21 protein-coding genes and 1 riboswitch are annotated in these 19,130 nt (G+C 31.4%); of the genes, 1 reads left to right on the top strand and 20 read right to left on the bottom strand.

The genetic code is table 11. The features are described 5' to 3' along the window. Positions 1 to 76: 76 nt before the first annotated feature. A riboswitch (cyclic di-GMP riboswitch) is annotated at positions 77 to 163 on the bottom strand. Positions 164 to 255: 92 nt separating this feature from the next. The 4 genes from RT412_RS16570 to RT412_RS16555 form a co-directional block, all read right to left on the bottom strand. Next, positions 256 to 1,695: a diguanylate cyclase gene (locus tag RT412_RS16570; RefSeq protein ID WP_313342822.1), complete on the bottom strand. Its 1,440-nt coding sequence runs from the start codon at positions 1,693 to 1,695 to the stop codon at positions 256 to 258. A 178-nt stretch (positions 1,696 to 1,873) separates the two neighbouring features. Beyond that, the gene (locus tag RT412_RS16565) at positions 1,874 to 3,076 is read right to left on the bottom strand and encodes a bacterial transcriptional activator domain-containing protein (RefSeq protein WP_313342824.1); all 1,203 of its coding nucleotides are present in this window, start codon (positions 3,074 to 3,076) and stop codon (positions 1,874 to 1,876) included. A 208-nt stretch (positions 3,077 to 3,284) separates the two neighbouring features. Beyond that, positions 3,285 to 5,141: an ATP-dependent helicase gene (locus tag RT412_RS16560; RefSeq protein WP_313342826.1), complete on the bottom strand. Its 1,857-nt coding sequence runs from the start codon at positions 5,139 to 5,141 to the stop codon at positions 3,285 to 3,287. Positions 5,142 to 5,143: 2 nt separating this feature from the next. Continuing rightward, positions 5,144 to 5,569 (bottom strand): C-GCAxxG-C-C family protein, encoded by a 426-nt coding sequence (locus RT412_RS16555; protein WP_313342828.1) that lies wholly within the window; start codon positions 5,567 to 5,569, stop codon positions 5,144 to 5,146. 320 nt (positions 5,570 to 5,889) lie between these two features. On the opposite strand from RT412_RS16555, the gene RT412_RS16550 reads away from it, so the two are divergent. Further along, a complete protein-coding gene (locus RT412_RS16550) occupies positions 5,890 to 6,762 on the top strand; it encodes a hypothetical protein (RefSeq protein ID WP_313342830.1) in 873 nt (290 codons plus the stop codon). Positions 6,763 to 6,975: 213 nt separating this feature from the next. Here the strand turns inward: RT412_RS16550 and RT412_RS16545 are convergent, their stop codons facing one another. The 16 genes from RT412_RS16545 to RT412_RS16470 form a co-directional block, all read right to left on the bottom strand. Then, positions 6,976 to 7,317 carry a CD1247 N-terminal domain-containing protein gene (locus RT412_RS16545; RefSeq protein ID WP_313342832.1) on the bottom strand — a complete coding sequence of 114 codons (342 nt, stop codon included), beginning with the start codon at positions 7,315 to 7,317 and terminating at the stop codon, positions 6,976 to 6,978. A gap of 10 nt (positions 7,318 to 7,327) precedes the next feature. After that, positions 7,328 to 7,885, bottom strand: coding sequence for an elongation factor P (efp, locus tag RT412_RS16540; RefSeq protein ID WP_313342834.1), 558 nt, complete (start codon positions 7,883 to 7,885; stop codon positions 7,328 to 7,330). 43 nt (positions 7,886 to 7,928) lie between these two features. Then, positions 7,929 to 8,360, bottom strand: coding sequence for a prepilin-type N-terminal cleavage/methylation domain-containing protein (locus RT412_RS16535; RefSeq protein WP_313342836.1), 432 nt, complete (start codon positions 8,358 to 8,360; stop codon positions 7,929 to 7,931). Between the two features lie 88 nt (positions 8,361 to 8,448). Then, on the bottom strand, positions 8,449 to 8,982 hold the full coding sequence (locus tag RT412_RS16530; protein WP_313342839.1) for a type II secretion system protein: 534 nt from the start codon (positions 8,980 to 8,982) through the stop codon (positions 8,449 to 8,451). Positions 8,983 to 8,996: 14 nt separating this feature from the next. Next, the gene (locus RT412_RS16525; protein WP_313342841.1) at positions 8,997 to 9,551 is read right to left on the bottom strand and encodes a hypothetical protein; all 555 of its coding nucleotides are present in this window, start codon (positions 9,549 to 9,551) and stop codon (positions 8,997 to 8,999) included. Then, positions 9,541 to 9,918, bottom strand: a complete 378-nt coding sequence (locus tag RT412_RS16520; protein ID WP_313342844.1) for a prepilin-type N-terminal cleavage/methylation domain-containing protein — start codon at positions 9,916 to 9,918, stop codon at positions 9,541 to 9,543. The genes RT412_RS16525 and RT412_RS16520 overlap by 11 nt, the downstream gene beginning before the upstream one ends. Before the next feature lie 10 nt (positions 9,919 to 9,928). After that, positions 9,929 to 10,483, bottom strand: coding sequence for a hypothetical protein (locus RT412_RS16515; protein ID WP_313342847.1), 555 nt, complete (start codon positions 10,481 to 10,483; stop codon positions 9,929 to 9,931). Next, entirely contained in the window at positions 10,480 to 11,994 is a 1,515-nt protein-coding gene (pilM, locus tag RT412_RS16510) for a pilus assembly protein PilM (RefSeq protein WP_313342850.1), read from the bottom strand. The genes RT412_RS16515 and pilM overlap by 4 nt, the downstream gene beginning before the upstream one ends. Positions 11,995 to 12,125: 131 nt before the next feature. Further along, positions 12,126 to 12,590 carry an A24 family peptidase gene (locus tag RT412_RS16505; RefSeq protein ID WP_313342852.1) on the bottom strand — a complete coding sequence of 155 codons (465 nt, stop codon included), beginning with the start codon at positions 12,588 to 12,590 and terminating at the stop codon, positions 12,126 to 12,128. A 9-nt stretch (positions 12,591 to 12,599) separates the two neighbouring features. Continuing rightward, on the bottom strand, positions 12,600 to 12,953 hold the full coding sequence (locus RT412_RS16500) for a type II secretion system protein (protein ID WP_313342854.1): 354 nt from the start codon (positions 12,951 to 12,953) through the stop codon (positions 12,600 to 12,602). A 41-nt stretch (positions 12,954 to 12,994) separates the two neighbouring features. Next, positions 12,995 to 14,200, bottom strand: a complete 1,206-nt coding sequence (locus RT412_RS16495; protein WP_313342857.1) for a type II secretion system F family protein — start codon at positions 14,198 to 14,200, stop codon at positions 12,995 to 12,997. A 69-nt stretch (positions 14,201 to 14,269) separates the two neighbouring features. After that, on the bottom strand, positions 14,270 to 15,958 hold the full coding sequence (locus RT412_RS16490) for a GspE/PulE family protein (protein WP_313342860.1): 1,689 nt from the start codon (positions 15,956 to 15,958) through the stop codon (positions 14,270 to 14,272). Between the two features lie 266 nt (positions 15,959 to 16,224). After that, complete coding sequence (locus RT412_RS16485) at positions 16,225 to 16,611, bottom strand: hotdog fold domain-containing protein (RefSeq protein ID WP_313342862.1); 387 nt, start codon at positions 16,609 to 16,611, stop codon at positions 16,225 to 16,227. Positions 16,612 to 16,696: 85 nt separating this feature from the next. Then, the gene (locus RT412_RS16480) at positions 16,697 to 17,818 is read right to left on the bottom strand and encodes a hypothetical protein (protein WP_313342865.1); all 1,122 of its coding nucleotides are present in this window, start codon (positions 17,816 to 17,818) and stop codon (positions 16,697 to 16,699) included. Positions 17,819 to 17,862: 44 nt separating this feature from the next. Further along, on the bottom strand, positions 17,863 to 18,192 hold the full coding sequence (locus RT412_RS16475; protein WP_313342867.1) for a DUF192 domain-containing protein: 330 nt from the start codon (positions 18,190 to 18,192) through the stop codon (positions 17,863 to 17,865). Then, positions 18,192 to 19,124 (bottom strand): type II secretion system F family protein, encoded by a 933-nt coding sequence (locus tag RT412_RS16470; protein WP_313342870.1) that lies wholly within the window; start codon positions 19,122 to 19,124, stop codon positions 18,192 to 18,194. Before RT412_RS16470 ends, RT412_RS16475 begins: the two co-directional genes overlap by 1 nt. Between the last annotated feature and the right edge of the window lie 6 nt (positions 19,125 to 19,130).

The following is a 19,130-nucleotide window of genomic DNA, read 5'->3' as shown; positions in this document are numbered from 1 at the left end:
GTAGCTAAAGCTTTTTGCTTCCCCCGGCATAGCCGGGGGTTTATTGTTGATACAAAAAAGCTGCAAAATAAAATTATTTTGCAGCTGAACCGTCATAACAGTAAATGTCTTAGACTTCATAGCTTTGCGTCCCTATCTTTCAATAGGTTTGCCCTTCGTTAAATATTATCAATATTCTGTAAAATGTATATACCACATAAAGCAGTTTATAAACATATTTTAGTATAATAATATTATGTTGAAAAATTTTATATATTATACAATTTGTTCCATGTTTTCCATTAATCCTATAAATAATTTGGATATATACGGGTCAAATTGCTTGCCTGCCTGAGCCCTTATTTCATTTAATGCTTCGTATTTAGACATTAATGACTTATAAGGTCTGTCATTAACCATTACATCATATGCATCCGCAATAGCAAAAACTCTTGCAACAATAGGGATTTCACTCTCTTTAAACAATCCCGGATAGCCTTTGCCGTCCCAGCGCTCGTGATGAATCAATATAAGTTCGTCTATCGGTTTTGCGTCTCTGAATTCTCTTGCTATATAATAGCCGATTTCACTGTGCCTTTTTACATTTTCCCATTCTTCGTTGTTAAGGGTTCCTTCTTTTTGAAGTATATTTTTAGAAACACCTATTTTCCCGATGTCATGGAATTCGCACAGCAATCTTAGTTCTTCTTTTTCACTGTCAGATAATTTAAGTGCATTCGCCATTAACATAGTAAGGGCTTTTAATCTATCATAATGCGACCTTGTTTCATAAGTTATTTTTTCTAACCTGCTTTTAAGAAATTTTATCATTGATAGTTTAGCTTCCTTACTTTCCTTTAGCTTCTTAAAATACATTCTGTCTTCTGCTTTTTTAAATATTTTTTGTATATCTTCGCTTTCTTCTGTCTTAGTTGCAACACCGAAGCTGATACTTATTTTTATAAAATCCAAAGGACTGCTTTCACATTTTGATTTAATTCTATCGGCTATTACTTTTGCTGTTTCTTCAGAGGTTTTAGGTAACAGAACTATAAATTCATCTCCGCCGACCCTGCTTATTATGTCTTCGTCTCTAAAAGATTGTGTCATTATCTCGGCTGCCTTTTTTAATGCATTATCACCCATCCCATGACCAAAAGCATCATTTATAAGCTTAAGTCCGTTAATGTCTCCCATTATTAAGCTGATAGGAAGCTGCCTTTTTGTATCTAATCTCAAAAGCTCTTCTTCAAAGAAATTTTTATTATACAGCCCTGTTAATCTGTCTCCGTAGTATATCTTTTCTCTATCTTTAAGATAAATTATTTTGTTATTTTCATCGATTTCAGATAAAATTTGTTGATTGTTATTCTTTATATCAGTCACATCTACATAGTATATGACCAAAAAATCCTCATATTCACCTTTGTCGGTATAAATATTGATACGATACCATCTGTCCAAATTTTTAAAATACATATCATATCTTTGCTTAGTACTTGGTATCATATTAAGATAAATTTCCTTAAAGTTAAGCATGTCAGCATTATCAACCACTATATCCGAAAATTTCTTTCCTGATATCAACTTCGGATCAATATTGGTAGCTTTAAAGAATGTGTCACTTACATGCATCAGTAAATAATCAATAAAGTTACCTTTCTTATTGTAAATAATTTTGAATTTTAAACAAAAGTCAAATATTGGATAGTCCAACTCCTCACTCCTTTCTTTTGTCATAGTCAGAAATTAGATTTATTATTCTTATTATAGTTAGTATAAATTACATTGGAGTTTATCTGAGGTGTGATTTTGATTTTATTGCGATTACTTTTTGATTTCAAAGGAGGGGGGATCCCCAGTCTCATTCACAAAAATGCGAAAAGTGTGGCGGTTATGGACCGTCCACACTGTCACTGATTGGTTGGAAAATCATATTTATTTGAATTTTATTAATTCTTTCATATTTCATCATATTGTTTTTTATTCTTTTTTCCATGACGCTAATTCCGGGCTCTCTTACGTTATGAAGAAGCACTAATATTTGATTGCGGCTCCAGAATGTAAAGACATCACCTTTTCTTAATGAATTCTCTAACAGTTCTTTCCAGCTTCTTGATTGTTTGCTTTGTTCCGATGTGTTTACATTGTTTTTATCTATGATATTTATCGTACATAGATAATCATTTTCTTGATTTCTCTGCGATTTTCTTTTTTGCAAATTAAATAAAAATTTAAAAGCATCTGCACTGCAGTGTAGTGCTCCGAACATATTGCCATCATCTAACTTGGAACCTGTATCTGAATTTGCCTTTGTTTTAGTCGATGTGTTGTTTTGAATTTTATACTGCATTTCGGTAAAATAGACAGATGGTTGCACATCCATTTCTTTTTGCAATAAATTCAAAGCGTACTCGTAATGATGTAATGCTGCTTTAGTTTGTCCCAATTTAAGCATTGATTCCATTAAATAAATATGAATACTTTCTTCATATGGCTCAATCAGCAGAGCTTCTTCGCACGATGCCATTATTTTCTCGTATTCTTTATATTCTTTTAAAATTTCAATCAACTTGTACAAGGTTTTCAGATAAAGTCGTTGGTAATAATTCCTTGTAGGCACTAACCAAACTTCATATGCATTATCAGAAAGGTATAATCCCTTATATAATTTCAATGCTTTTTCATATATTTCAACAGCAGTTTCCGTATTGTATTCTCTTTCTATATCTGCCCTTTTAATAAGGTCTTCAAACTCATCCGTATCTATGGTGACATTTTCTCCTATTTCAAGACAATAGTAACCGTTTTTAAAATTTAAAATTATAGATTTTGATTCGTCCTCATCTTGTATAAATGATTTAATAATTTTTCTTAATCTGAATATTTGAGTACGCAGTATGTTTTTTGGATCGTCTGATTCGCTTTCGGACAATAGATTATCGATAATATTTTCAGGCAACAGTTTTTTATTTCTGAATGTCAAAAAATACTCAAAAAGTTTGTAGAGTTTATATGTACGGCTTGATTGCATAAGAATAGAACTGTCGTTTGATTTAATATCGAACTCGCCAAGTGTGTTGATATAGAGCTTCATATTTACCCCCAAGTAATGCTCCGCTTTACAATTTATACTATTATATATGTTTGTAAAACATTTTTCAACAAAATTATGTATGATGAATAAATTTAATAATTATTAAAAATTATACATTGTAAAATTTCATACTTATATATATTAACACTTAGTCATTATTCTTTCATTGACTATTTTGTGATTTTGTAATTTTTATAAATTATTTTTATTACCCTATCAGTTCATTTATAAATAACGAAGGTTTTTCCGGAACTATAATGTTTAGTATTTTCTTTGCTCTTGTCATTCCAACATAAAATATTCGCCGTTCTTCTTCTAATAATTTTTCATAGACATCATTATTCATATTTTTTCTGTCAGAAGGAAATTCACCATCAATATTATCAGTAATGAATACATAATCGTATTCTAATCCTTTAGCACTGTGAATTGTTGTAAGTGTTATATTTGCCGTAGTATTCTCCGAAGCATTTTTTATGACATTCTGAAGATTCTCTATTTTTTCTGTAAATTCTTTTATATTGCTGCAATATGAACCTATTTCTTCTAATATTTCTAATATGTGCAACGAATTGGATAAATTATTTCTCCCTTCATCCTGCATTCTTTCCAAATAGTTTATATATTCCAATTCAAGCTTAATAAACCTGATAGCATCGTTAGGTTTTAGCTTATTGATATAATTTATGTCCATCTTAAATTGACGGATTTTATCGTATACATAGTAATCAAAATATTTGTAATTATCCAATATGTCAAATACCGTTAAATCCTCTCGCGGGCTGTCCGTAACAATTTTGCACATACCTTTAGTAAAATAAGTATAGCTTTTATAATAAATTCTTGAAAATGCATTTCTATCTCTTGGATTCAATGCAAGATTTAAAAACGCTAATATGTCATATAATACAGGACTGCTGAAAAATTTTGATTTGTCTTCTTTTATATAAAAGTTAATACTGTTTTCATATAAATTATTGGCTAATATCATAGCTGAAATATTGTATCTGAACAGTATACCTACAGTTTGATCTTTAATTTTATTCAATTCTTCCGTAATATATTTAGCTTGCTCGGCTCTGCTGTTAACTTTAATAATATTTATTTCGTTTTCTTTTTTATTGTTTGTATTAATTTCCTTTTTGTATCTATTTTTATTTTTCTCTATAAACCTTTTAGCGCCTTCTACGATATTTTTGTCCGATCTGTAATTATTATCTAAATAAAAGATCTCTCCGTTCTTATATACGTTTTTAAAATCAAGCATAAAATCCGGATAACTGCCCCTGAAAGAATATATTGCCTGGTCATCATCACCGACCATAAATAAATTGTTATCTGTTATAAGCTTTATAATTTCATGCTGTATTTTGGAGGTATCCTGCATTTCATCTATTTGAACATATTCATATAACCTTTTTATATTTTCTCTTTGATTATTTGAATTAGAAAGAATTTTGTAAGCGTACAAAAGCATATCATCAAAATCTATTAACTGATTTTGTGACTTGTACAATTTATATGCTTCATAAATTTTATCAAAGTCCCTTATTTCGATTCCGTAATCCTTATATTCTGCAGGATTAATCATCATGTTATTGACGAAGCTTATTGCTGATGAAAGATTTTCAACTTCTTCATCACTTATATAATTGAAATATGAATTAGAGTAATAGGATTTAAGTATTTCGCTTAATATCTGATAATTATTTGTAAGCAACTCAAAATTAACGCCCTTTCTTCTAAAAAAATCTCTGACAATTTTATAAGAAAAGGCATGTATAGTTAAAAAATCTGTTTTATTTTTATATAAATCTCCAAAGAATGTATAAAATCTGTTATACATATCTTTTGCGGCCATTTTTGAAAATGTTATGGTCAGAATTTTACTTCCGCACTTATTTTCATACAAAAGACGGCCAACTCTGACTGTAGTAACGGTAGTCTTGCCTGAGCCGGCAGTGGAAAGCACCAAAGCATTTCCTTTGTCAAAGGAAGCGGCTTTTATTTGTTGATTATTTAATTCTATACCATTAAAGCTCTTTAATAAATCAAAATATTCCATGCTTATTTTTCTTCCGTTATTCTTTCAAATACTCCTGCGGCTCTTATTTTAACAGGAGCACATCCTTCTGTTTCACTTCTATGGTGCTTTTTAATTGTTGCACAGTCCAATGCCCCAAACTCTTTTTCAAACTCTTCTACATATTTTTTAGTCATTTCTTTCATTTTTTCATTATCGCTTGGTCTGTCTTCTGTAAATATAACTCCGATTGCCGATAAAGTTCCTAATAGAGCTCCGCAGGTTTTTTCGGATTGGAGACCGCCTCCAAACGGACATACTGCTTTGATAAATCTGTCATCAAGCCCTAATTCGTATTCTTCGTTTGCAGCCATTAACAATGTTTCAGCACAATTTATATGATATTTGGGTCTTTCTTCTAAAGGGTAAGATAATTCTAATTTGTTTATTTTATCAACTATTTCTTTCATTTGTTCTCCTTTACATAAAGAATGTAAGCATGCTCATAAAAGCTGTTAATATCATTCCACCGGCTAACACTAAACATACAATTCTTTTAAATGTATTTGCTCTTTTATATTTGTTCATAGTCTTCCTCCATATCTTTATAATAATATATATTTTATCATATTAATTATTAATTTAATAGCTTGAACTTTTCTTAATTTTATATTTTTTTGTATTTGTGTGACTTTTAATTTATTTTTTAAGGAGTATGGTATATAATTTAGAGGTTAGGGCATCTTTCACTACGTTTAAGATGACATATGGTGATAAACAGGGGTGTAAAATGACAATCAAAACAAAAAAAATTAAACATAAAAAATTGATATTTATTTCATTGATACTCATAATGATTTTTATTGTTATATCAATAATGGAAATGATAATTGAACCAATGGGCTACTACCGTCCTGATTATGAAAAAACAGATATAATTCCTATATTAGAAAAAACTGAATTATCAGAAGATGATTATAAGGAACTGTTTTACCAAACCGGATTAGGAAAGACGGCTGTTGATGAAATTTTAAGTGATAAAATTTCCGGCAAAAATACAATGCTTAATTTTCAAGAGAATTTCTTTAGAAGCAACAATATACTTTGTGAGTCAATAGGTATTATAACCAGTCAGGAATCATTGGTAAATGAGGAAAATAAACCAATATACGGTTTTGATCTGGCAACTTATAAAAATGGCTACGTTCTTATAACCAAGGCAACCCACTCGCTTGGATGGAGACATGGACACGCAGCAATAGTAACAGATGCAGAAAATATGGAAACATTGGAAGCAGTGATTTTAGGAAGCAATACAATGCTGCAAAATATAAATAAATGGAGAGTTTATCCTTCGTTTATGATGCTTAAAATAAAGGACGCTTCAGATGAGGACCTTGATGAAATAGCGAAATTTGCAAAGGAAAACTTAAATGATATCCCTTATGGATTAACAGTGGGATTGACAAGTAAAAAGAATCCAGAGCCTGAAAATATAAGCAGTACTCAATGCTCACACTTGGTTTGGTATCCGTTTATGCAGCATGACTTTAATATAGATTCTGACGGCTCATGGTTGGTAACACCTAAGGATATTGCCAACAGTGATTTGTTTGAAATAGTACAAGTTTACGGAGTTAACCCGAAGGATATATGGCCATAAACGAAACAAAAGCACCTCTCAGAGGTGCTCAGATTGATGACAAAGTCATCAAGATGGTAGGCTGTTGAAAAAGTTCATCCTGCAAGGCGCCGGAAGACGGGCAACCGCAGCGTATTCAAACATACGTGAGGATTGACCGGCTGAACGGCAACGAAGCAGGGGGACTTTTTTCAGCGGCCTGCGCACCTCTCAGAGGTGCTTTGCCTTTAAATACTATAGGTCTTCGTGTTCTGCACAATTACATTCATGTTCTTCAAATTCATCGTCGTAATCGTCATCATATTCATCATCGAAATCGAAGTCGTAATCATCATCTTCGTCGATTTCCAAGTCACCGAATATTTCTTCTTCAACTGTTGATAGGTCTTCATCTAATAAATCTAAGTACTCATTAACTTCATCTTGTTCTTCTACTATGTCATTCATACCATCAGCTATTTCTTCGATAACTTCCATTAAAGCGTTAAACAGTTTACCTTCTTTTGAATCAGGTTTAACGTCTAATCCGTCAGCTAAACCTCTTAAATATGATATTTTTTCATACAAAAAATCCATGTTATACCTCCTAAACTCTTGATAGATATTCACCTGTTCTGGTGTCAATCTTAATTTTATCACCTAACTCAACGAAGAGCGGCACGTTAATCTTAGCACCTGTTTCAACTATGGCAGGTTTATTTGCACCTGTCGCAGTATCTCCCTTAAAACCGGGTTCAGTTTCAATTATTTCCAATTCAACAAAATTTGGTGCTGTTACTTCAAATGGTTTACCTTCATAAAATCTCATTTGGGCAAATTCATTTTCTTTAATATAAATAATCGCATCAGCTACCTGTTCATAATTTAAAGGAATTTGTTCAAATGATTCCGGATCCATAAAATAATACAGTTCTCCATCATTATATAAATATTGCATATCCTTTGTTTCTATTCTTGCCAGCGGGAATTTTTCAGTAGGGTTAAAAGTTTCTTCTCTTATAGCTCCTGTTACAATGTTTTTTAATTTGCTTCTAACAAAAGCCGCACCTTTACCCGGTTTAACGTGTTGAAAATCTACTATTTGCCATAATCCATTATTCCAAGATATAGTTATACCCTTTTTAAAATCACTTGCTGTAATCATTGTTGTCTCCTCCTTATGTATATTATAACCAGCAGATTGCTGCTTATTCCAGTATAATTGTTCGTCCCGTTGCCACAACAACAGTAATTTCTTTAGATTTATTCAACCTTGCATCAGTTATCTTAAAAGTTCCCGGATGTATAGGAACTCCGCCTGAATTAAAATACAAATCTCCTGTACCAGTATAACTAATTGTATATCTATCCTTTAATTTAACTGATTTTAATACTTCATTATTTTGTGAATTTACTATGTAGTAACTGCGTTCAATAGAATTGACGATTAATTTGTAGCTATTTAAAGGATTTTTCATTGCTTCTGTTTGAATATATCTCACATCTCTCAAAAGCTCTTCCGAAGAATTGTCTAAATAGCCAAAATCATTTGTAATTTTAGGAATACTTAAACCGATTAATATTCCGATTAAAGAAAATACTGTAATTATTTCAATAAGAGTATAACCTTTTTTATTCATGGCACTCCTTTAGGATATAATTACACATCCCATTTTATAAATTAATTGAATATTTGTCAATGTTTTCTTGAATTTACACAACATATTTTTAGCTTAATCTCATGTAAATAAGCTGGGATGCATCATACTCTTCAGAGCCCTTAACCAATACAACGGTAATTCTCAACCCCACTGCCTCAGCAAATGTTTTTCCATCCGGATATGGTTTTATTTTTATCTCTTTTACATAAGTACCCAATTCCGAGGATGCCGAATCATTTGATTTTCCTTTACCGTAGAATATCTTTATACCTCTCACCTCAAATATGTAGCATTGATTAGCTTGTTCACTGTATCTGAGAGATATCTTTGATATACTTTGCTCATTTTTTGAATTGATTACACTGTTTAAATAAGGACCAGCTAAAACTAAAATCAATTCAACCTTTTCGGACTCCATAATCTTTTCAGAAAAAAAGTTTAAGATATATTGAGCATGGAACTGCAGCTCGGAATTATTTTTTATTTTTGCAATATTATTCAGGTTGGCAGTAAAAAAAGTCATAATTAGTACGGAAACAAATGCAACTATTGCTAAGGTTATTAATAATTCAACTAAAGTATATCCATTTTTACACTTCATAACTCACCTATTATTCATACATCAAAGCTGCTTAAATAAAAAATTTTTGAAAAGTCAAGTATGTCTGTTCTTATATCTGCATAACAAGGAACTAAAATAACCAAATTGGCACTTAAGCTTTTTTCAATGCCGGTATCTGATATATATGTTGATTTTACACGTAACGTCAACTTTTCATTAACAAAAAACAAATTGTTATAATTTACAACCTCTAACGAAGGATTTTCGTTACTGTTTATTATGCTTACCGCTCTGTTTATTACATACAATTTATAATTGTTTTTAAACAAAGCTTCAGCTCCGTCAATATCATCAGGATATAATTTCAGATATTCATCAGCTTTATCTGCAGAATCCTCACAAGCATAACAAATTAAACTATAAGTTCTTAATGCAGCGCTGTTTATACCGTCTTCAGACAAATAAAAAGCCCTTTTTATATTGCTGTTGGTTTTTTTTATTTGATATTGTGAAATGGCAATATTTAAAGTTAATACACTGATTGAGCTGATAATTGCAATAACGATGACCATCAATATCAAGATAGAACCTTCATCTTTATTTAACAATCATACTCCCCCTCAAGGTATTAATAACCTCACCGTTATCTAAAATACTTATATCTATCAAATAATAAAAAGCACTTTCAGGTACTATTCTTATTTCAGCTCCGAATTCATCATCAGTTTGAGTCACTGTTCTTTCATATGCACCTGTATCATTGTTATAAATATAATTTTCGGCATCAATACCGTTTAGCGCCTTTATTTCTTCCATGCAGCTTTGCGCAGCTAAAAATGATTTGTATTCTCTGTCACTTTCATTATTAATTTTTGCTGCAAATACCAACATAGACATTAAGGGCATTATAACTAAAGTCAATATAGTTAATGTCAATATTACTTCAATCAATGTAAAGCCATTATTTTTCAACATAATCACCCTATCATTCAGGAATCGAATAAAAACATAAATCTATAGTACCGTCAAGAACCTCTTCATTCCATGACAATAAATACAGATTAGTTATTGACACATACTTATTACCACCTTTTATGTCCTCTATGAATTTCAGCATGTTGGCAAAGCTGCATTTGAAATTTACATTTGCCTGTATGAAAGTGATGTTTGTATCGATGATGCTCACATCATTATTTTCATCAATTACAGAAGATGCTTCAGAAAAAATAATTTTATTGATTTCAAGATTATTTTTCTTGCTGTGAATATACAACAATGACATAATATCTTCCTGCAATACATCAGCATCAAAGTTCAAATTGCTTATTTCGTTTTTTAATTCTTTATTTTTGCTCAGTATAGCATCCTTCATTTTTATGTTATTCGACATATTTTCATATATATCTATAGTACTGCTATACTCTTCTGTTATTGGGTTAAGTTTATGCCACGTAACAGTGTCTAAAGTGCTTAAGAGCAGAACAATAATTAAAATAGTAATCATGATATTTATAAGTTTTATCCTTTTGCTCTTAATCATTTATCATTCACATCCTTCAACCAACAAACAATTGAATATGAATAGCTCAAAGAATCATTTTGATTTACTTCTACGTTGGGAACATGAATTTTATTTATATACTCAATTTTTCTTAAGCTTTTTACGAATATAGAGACCTCTTCCATTGAACCGGATATACATGTCAATTGAGTGCTGTTTCTGTCAATGGATATGGATGTTACTTTAGTATTTAAGGGAATTACATTATAAATTTCTTTAAGTATATATGAGGAAACATCACTGTTATTAACCATACTCTCCATTATTTCTATTTCCTCTAAAAGATTCTCTAAAATTAAATTTTCATTCTTGATTTTCTCAATTTGAAAGTTTAATTCTACATTATTAGTATCATAAATATACATGTTTAAATTTTCTGTTTTATCAGTTAATAATAGATTAGAGCGAGACATTACATAACAACTAACTGCCAAAATAAAAGCAATTAAAATAATTGCGGTTGTATATTCCTTGTATTTATATAAGCTTTCCTTACAATAGCAAATGTCATTCTTATTATTAAATAACGACAGTATTGAGTTGAAGTAATTATTTAAAGAACAATCAAATGAAAGATTGCTGTCAAGACGCAAATTAGAAATTGTATATATCTTTTCTGCTTCTATATTTAAGTTCTCAGAAAAGTATCTGCTTATGCCTTGAATTTGCGAGCTAATACCATAAATATAAATTTTATTAATCCAATCGGTATTGTCTATAGAATAATAATATCTTATGTACTTGCTTATTTCTTCAAGCAACACACTCAATGCATCGGAAGCTTTATCCGTACCGTAATATCCTTCATCTTCCGCAGCAAATTCCGAATTTCTGACTTTGTCAAAAATAAAAATTCTGGAAAAGTCATTTACACCCTTATTTAAAACACAAAAAGAGCACCAATTCAGATCTATATTTATAAAGGCATAAATATGTTCTGAATTAAGTGCTTTATTATTAATTTTTATATTATGTGAAAAAATTTTATTGAGACAATTAAATGATACATCCAAGCATATAAACTTTAATTTTAATTTTTCAGATAATTCAACAAGCCGGTTATATATTGAAATAGGCAAGCAATAAACAGTATAAAATGTATTATTATTTTCAGCATGCTGTTTAGTAACCTTATACATAATTTTATACTGCCGTAAATCAACCGATATAAGCTGTTCTAATTCGTTTTTTACCATCGACAAGGTTTCAGAGCTTTTCTTAAGCAACGGCAGCTTTATCCTTCGTGCAATAATGCTGTTTGAATTAATTACAAATACAGCTCTTTTCGCTTTAATATTATTTAAGTCGAGCTCTTTTTTTATAATGGCTGCCATACTATCAATATCTTCCGTATCAAGCTTGCCTTCAGTAATATCAAAGGGTGCCTTAATGACTAAAGATTTTAAGATTGACAGCATTTCACCTTTTTTTGACACTTCTGCAATTTTTATATTATATTTATCAATTTCTATAGATAATAACCGACCCATAACCATCCCTTTTCTATAGCTTATTATTCCAAGGGGTCATTTACAAATTTTGGTATTAAAATTATATAAAAATTGTCATAATATGTCAAGGTGCCTATTTTAAAAAATGAGGTTAGGCATCTTAACTAAATTCAGAATGGCATCAATAATGTGAAATACCAATTTATTATTTCATTACCAAAAAATATATATATCAAAACAGATAAAGATATAAACGGAGCAAAGGGTATTTCATCTTTTCTGCTTTTAATTCTCAAGCTTAACAAAATTACTGATATAACAGCTCCTATTAGAAAGGAGAATAAGGTTATAAATAATATTCCTTTTATACCGAATATGAGCCCAAGCACTAACATAAGTTTTATATCGCCTCCGCCCATGGCATTTGTAATCAAGGCAATCAAAAGAAATAAACCAAATCCTATCGCTGCACCTATTAAGCTGTCTAATAATTGTTTGTTTATGATTATATAAGTAATTCCTATAAATAATCCGGTTACGTTTAAACTGTCAGGGATAATTTTGTGTTTTATGTCTATGATGCTTATGCTAATAAGCCAGCAGATTATTATTAAAGATAATAATTTCTCACCCATGTCTAAGCTTTACGGATACACTGTTTCAGTACCATTTTTAATTATAATCACACCATTACTGTAAGAAATGGCTAAATCAGATCCGTCTGATTCTCCATATTCATCAGTTTTAAATTCTATTTTGTCAAGATAGCTCGGAACTAAATCTTCAACAGTTATAGAATTTGTAGTATTATTTTGAACATAATACAGTTCTGCTGCCTTTGCAAGCATCTCAATTGTAGCTTCGTCCGCTTTTTCTTTAGCATTTTCTTGTACTTCCATAAATCTCGGCACTGCAATAGCCATAATAATGCCCAATACTGCCAATACCACTACCAATTCAATTAATGTGAATCCTTTTTTGCTTTTTAATTTTTTCACTAATCAAGACCTCCTATTTCTCCTATCGTTCTCCCATTGTATCACTGTACCGCTCGTACCATATCAAACATTGGAGTTACCATCGAAATTACTATAAATCCGATTATTATTGCCATAAATACAATCATCATCGGCTCAAGCATGGCAGTAAGCTTTGTTACCGTCGTATCCACTTCTTCATCGTAAAAATCTGCTGTCTTGTCCAAAATTTCCTCAATAGAGCCGGAGTCCTCGCCTATTTTAATCATTGAGTGAACCATAGGCGGAAACACTCCCTGACGTTTCAGGGGCTGTGACAAAGCATGTCCTCTTCTTACATCCTCTTTAGCTTCTAAAATTTTGCTTTTTATATATGTGTTACCGGTTACTCCCGATACGGTTTCAAGCGCCTGCAGCAATGGAACACCACTCCCCATAAGTGTTGAAAGAGTACGGGTAAAACGAGATGTTGCTACCTTTAAAACTAAATTTTTTACCACAGGTATCCGAAGTTTAAAATAATCTCCCTTAATTTTTATATTTTCATTTTTATTGATTGCAGAAATTAAAAGAACTAAAACCAAAATAAAAAAAACAATAATATACCAATAATTTTTAAGACCGTTATTTATGGAAATCATAACCTGTGTAACCTTTGGAAGATCTATACCGGAGCTTGAATACATTTCTACGAAGGTAGGCATAATTGTAGTTAATAAAAACATTACTACTGCAATACTTACAAAAATAAGTATAACCGGATATGTCATTGCTCCCTTAACCTTATTTTCTATCTTGTATTCCTTTTCAAAATGTATTGCCAGCCTGTTCATAATAACGTCTAAGTTACCGCTTAATTCCCCTGCTTCCACCATGCTTATAAGAATTGGCGGAAATACGTTCTTATGATGTGATAATGCCTCTGAGAAAGTATTGCCCTTTTGCAAATCTTCGTATATAAATCCTATTATTTTTGCTAATCTTTTGTTTTCTGTCTGCTGCCTCAGAATATCAAGTGAATTAACTATGGTCACACCTGCTTTTAACATGGCATAAATCTGCTTGCAAAATACCGCCAAATCCTTTGATTTAATTCTGTGGGAATTAAATCCTCTTAAGTTTGTATAATCGTCTGACTTATTTATATCTATTATTATGTAGTTGTTTTGTTTTAAGTAATTAGCTATCTCTGCTTCTGATTCTGCATCACGGCATATCTTTTGTTTTTTACCTGATTGATCTACTACACTGCATTTGTATACTGCCATAGTTACCTTCCATTTTTATAATCAATTGTTTTGGAAAGCGTATCATTTATATCCATGTTATCTCTCACATCAATCCAATTTATAAACTACCTGTGAATATTCTTCTATCGTTGTAATTCCCGATAATACTAATTCTCTGCAATTTTCCCTCAATGTCATCATTCCGCCCTTTTCTGCAGCTTTGGTGATTTCATCTATACTTTTGCTGCTTTGTATTGCTTCTCTTACTGTCTTATCGACCTTTAATATTTCATGAATCGCAATTCTTCCGCTATATCCTGTATTGAAGCATTTAGGGCAACCGGTTCCTCTTTGTAACGTTACGTCAAATTCTATATTCAGCAGGTTTTTTTCTGTTTCACTTGCCTTATATTCTTCCTTGCAATTAGGACACACTCTTTTTACCAATCTTTGGGCTACGATTCCTCTGACTGAAGCTGCAATTAAGAATGGTTTAATACCCATATCCTGCAATCTCATAATAGTTGACGGAGCATCGTTTGTATGCAAGGTAGAAATAACCAAATGGCCTGTTATAGCTGCTCTGACAGCTATCTCTGCCGTTTCTTCGTCTCTGATTTCCCCTACCATTATTATGTCCGGGTCCTGTCTTAATATTGATCTTAATCCAGTTGAAAATAATAATCCTGCTTTACTGTTAACCTGAACCTGATTTATACCTTCAATTTTATATTCAACAGGATCCTCAACCGTAATAATGTTTTTATTCATTTTATTAAGCTCGTTTAAGCTTGCATAAAGAGTCGTTGTTTTTCCGCTTCCTGTAGGTCCGGTTACTAATATTACTCCGTTTGGTACTCCTAATATAGCTTCAAACATTTCCATATTTTCGGGAGTAAAACCTAACTCTTTTTTAGTTTTTAAAAAATTACATCTGTTCAATAAACGCATTACTATTTTTTCACCGTAAACAGTCGGCAGAACAGATATACGCAGGTCAACTACCGTATCATCTATTTTCATTTCAATTCTACCGTCTTGAGGTAATCTTTTTTCGGCAATATTCATTCCTGCAATTATTTTAACTCTCGTTACTAAAGCGGATTGAGTGTGCTTTGATGGTGTTAATATTTCCTGTAATTCCCCGTCTATTCTAACTCTTACCCTTATTCTGTTTTCAAGGGGCTCTATATGTATGTCGCTGGCTCCCATTTTTAGGGCCTGTCTTATAAGTGAATTAATAAGACGAACAACCGGCGAGTTGCTTACGTTTATGTCTGTTTCTTCGTTTATTGCATCAAAATCTTCATTTGCTAAATTTTCTTTGTTAAAATCTTCTACCGCTTTTTCTGCACTTCTTCTCCCCATATATTTTTCTATGGCATAATTAATTTGTGCTTTTGCGGCTAACAAAATTTCCGCTTTTTTGCCTGATTCTATTTCGATATCTTCAATATCAAATATGTTTAACGGTTCACTCATTGCAACATAGATTTTATCGTTTACTGTTTTTAAAGGTATGGCACTAACTCTTTTAGCTAATTTTTCTGATATCAGTTTTGTTGCTTCTGCGTTTATATGAAAATTATCTAAATTGACTATTTCTATCCCTAATTGAACTGACAATGTGTTTAAAACTATTTCCTCGGTTACGCATCCATTTTCTATAAGAATCTCTCCGATCTTTTTACCGCTTCCTTTTTGTAACCTCAGACACTCACTAAGCTGCTCCTGTGTTATTTCTTTTTTTTGCAGAAGAATATCTCCAAGACGAGCTGTTTTGCTAAAACTATTCATAACTTATCCCTTTTATGTTAAAATTATCTATAATTGTAAATTATTACACATCCTATTAATTATATGAAAAATATGTTATTTTGTCAATTTATCTTACAATAAAAAAACCCGCCTGCACTTTGCTGAACGAGCTTTTTAATATTGTATTCTATTTATTTTTGCAGTCTCATTCACCTATTTATTTGCTCCTTACGTCGCATAAATTGGGAATTCGTTGCGAATGACCTATCATCCATTTTTCTTTCCCTTCGGTCAGAAAAATGGGATTAGGGCATCTTTCTTTGTTTATCTTTTGTAACAACACATGTTCCGCTTGCTCTGCATACTACTATTGGTTCTTCTAAGAAATCACAAGCCGAATCGTTTATATCTTTTCTCGGAACTATTACCTTTCTTGCTTCGAATTTCATTTTTCTTGAAGAGTTGCCTTGAGAAACTATTTCTCCTTCTGCTTCGATGTAATCTCCTGCATATACAGGTGCAAGGAACTCCACATTATCATAAGCTACAAACAATCCTTCATCTCCGTCGTTTCTGATTAACAGTTCTGTAGCTACATCACCGAATAGTCCCAGCATTCTTGCTCCGTCAACCAAATCTCCGCCGTAGTGAGCCTCATGAGCGCTCATTCTCAATCTGATTATTGATTTCATTTTTACCTCCAAATTTTTTGCTTTCCTCTTGCCACTTGCCTTTGTGACAAGCTAATTTTAACATTGAATTCAGAGGTTGTCAATTTTAATCGAAATTTATAGCTATTGTTTCCTCAACATTGAATGAATCCTCATTGTTTTCATTGTTTTGTTCAATGACTTCATTATTCGAAACACTAATTCCAATCCTGCTGAAACTATCTTTTACTTCATCAATTTTTTTCATTTTTAATAACTGCATTTCTAAAGATGATAGTTTTGTCTCAGCGTCACTTAAATTTTTCTGCGCAACTAACCTATCTATGGCTAAATTTGCTTTTTCATTTATTAAATCAATTGATTTTTTAAATTCTTCTTGAAGTTGATATCTTAACGCTTCATTTGACACCAAAAGCTTATCATTTTGTGTAATATTATCCTGTAATGATTTCATCAATGCAGATTGCTTTTCTTTCAATAAAGCCACTTCATCATTTAAAGCATCTATATTTTTATCCTTTAATTCAATATCAGCATTTAACTTTATAATAATCTCCGTCTGACAGGAAAGCTGAACACTTAATTCACCAACCTTTGTATTTAATTCAGCTAACTTACCGTCAGTCATATTTGCTTTTAAAAACTTAACCTCGTTTTTTTCTTCCTCTAACAAACGAGATAAATCAGCAACCGTATCCCGTTGTTTTTTAGATTCAATCCTCTCGGCTTTTAACATTTCCTTTTGAGCTTCGGTTTCTTTTATTGATTGCTCTAATTTTAATGTTAATTCACTTATATCATTATTCAATCTTTCAATTTTCTTTTTTAGAGAATAATTTTCCCCCTCTGTTACTTTAACTTGTTCTTCTAAGTATAAATTTTTATTCTTAAATGTAATAGCATTTTCAGCCGAATATTCAGAATCATCAAGCTTAATATCTTTTAATGATTTGGACATATTGTCATACTCCGCAGATAATCTATTTAACCGGGCTAATAATATTTCGTTATTTTTCCTTAAACTTTCCTTTTCCTGAAATAATGTTTGAAGATTTTTTGAAAATGTTTCTTGTGATTGCTGCTGCTGTTTTTTTATTAATAATAAGTACTCTTGGACTGAATTTTTTGTATAACCTCCAAAGATACTTTTTAAAACGCTGTCTAAATCCTGTTCTTCTGTTTTAACACGCAACATTTCAACTACATTAATATTGTCGTTTTCTACCATAGCAATCCTCCTAAATCAAAAATCTTCTCTTTTAATGCATTTATTTATTCAACTAATACAATATTATCCCCCATCGAAACTTTATTCGCTACCCCTTCAGCAAGCTCTAATATATGAGTGCACCCTTTTACTATTTTACCAATCTTCCATGGCTTAATCGTTTCCTTATATAACACCTTCATATCAGTAGACAAATATACTGCATCAATAGTAAATTTCATAAAAAAACAATGTATAGAAGAACAATCCGTCAATAATAGCCCCTCATTCATATTTAGTGTCTTTCTATTCATTAAGCCAATGAAACGAGTCCCAAAAGTATCTGCTTTTAAAACATTTTCAGCAATTATTTTATCATTACAAAGCACCTTCATTACATTCCACCAAATGTTTCAACTATGGAAACAACCGCCGGTCCCATGAGCACTATAAATATAACCGGGAAAATAAATAAAACCATTGGAATAAGAATTTTGATAGACATTTTATGTGCTTTTTCTTCAATTTTGCTTCTTCTGCTTTCCCTGATTGCAGCCGCTTGTGAATGTAAAATATTTTTTACTGATATACCTAATTTACTTGCTTGATTAATAGAGCCTGTAAAGGATTTTAAATCTTCAACATCACACCTGTCTCCAAGAAACTTAAGTGCATCCCTTCTGCTTCTTCCCATGGACATTTCTCTATAAGTAATATTTAATTCATCCACTAATGGTCCCTGAAAGTGTTGTATAATATGTAATATTGCCTGTTCAAAACCTAAACCTGCCTCCACATTGACACTAAGCATGTCCAAAACATCGGGAAGCTGGCGTTCCATTTTTTCTTTTCTGCTTGATATACGGCTCATTAAGCTGAAACGCATTACGGTAAATGCAACATAAGCACCAAATAATGGTGCAATTACAATACTAAAGATATTAATGTTTAAAATCAAAGCAATTATAAAAAACAAGGCTGAATTCCCGATTATTATTATAATCCTTATAGCTGTATATTCACTTGGCATTAATGATATGCCTGCTTGACGAAGCTGTTTTCTTAAAGCTTCTGATTTTTTATTATCTGATCCCTTTTCGGGGATAAACTTGCCAAGTGATTTAACCATAGATTCAGTCATGGGATTGATAAATCTCTCAGACAGTGATTTATTTAAATCATCATCCAACACAATCTCTCTCTCACTGTTTGTTAATTTTGACAAACGACCATTTATTCTATCATAATTTATTCCGCGACTATAAAGCGTAATGATAATAGTACTAAAAACAAATAATGCAAAAGCTAAAGATATATAAAGAGTCATATTTAC

Origin of the sequence: Sedimentibacter sp. (assembly GCF_032080165.1) — a bacterium.
Taxonomy (GTDB): domain Bacteria; phylum Bacillota; class Clostridia; order Tissierellales; family Sedimentibacteraceae; genus Sedimentibacter.
This window is presented reverse-complemented; position numbering and strand designations above follow the sequence as displayed.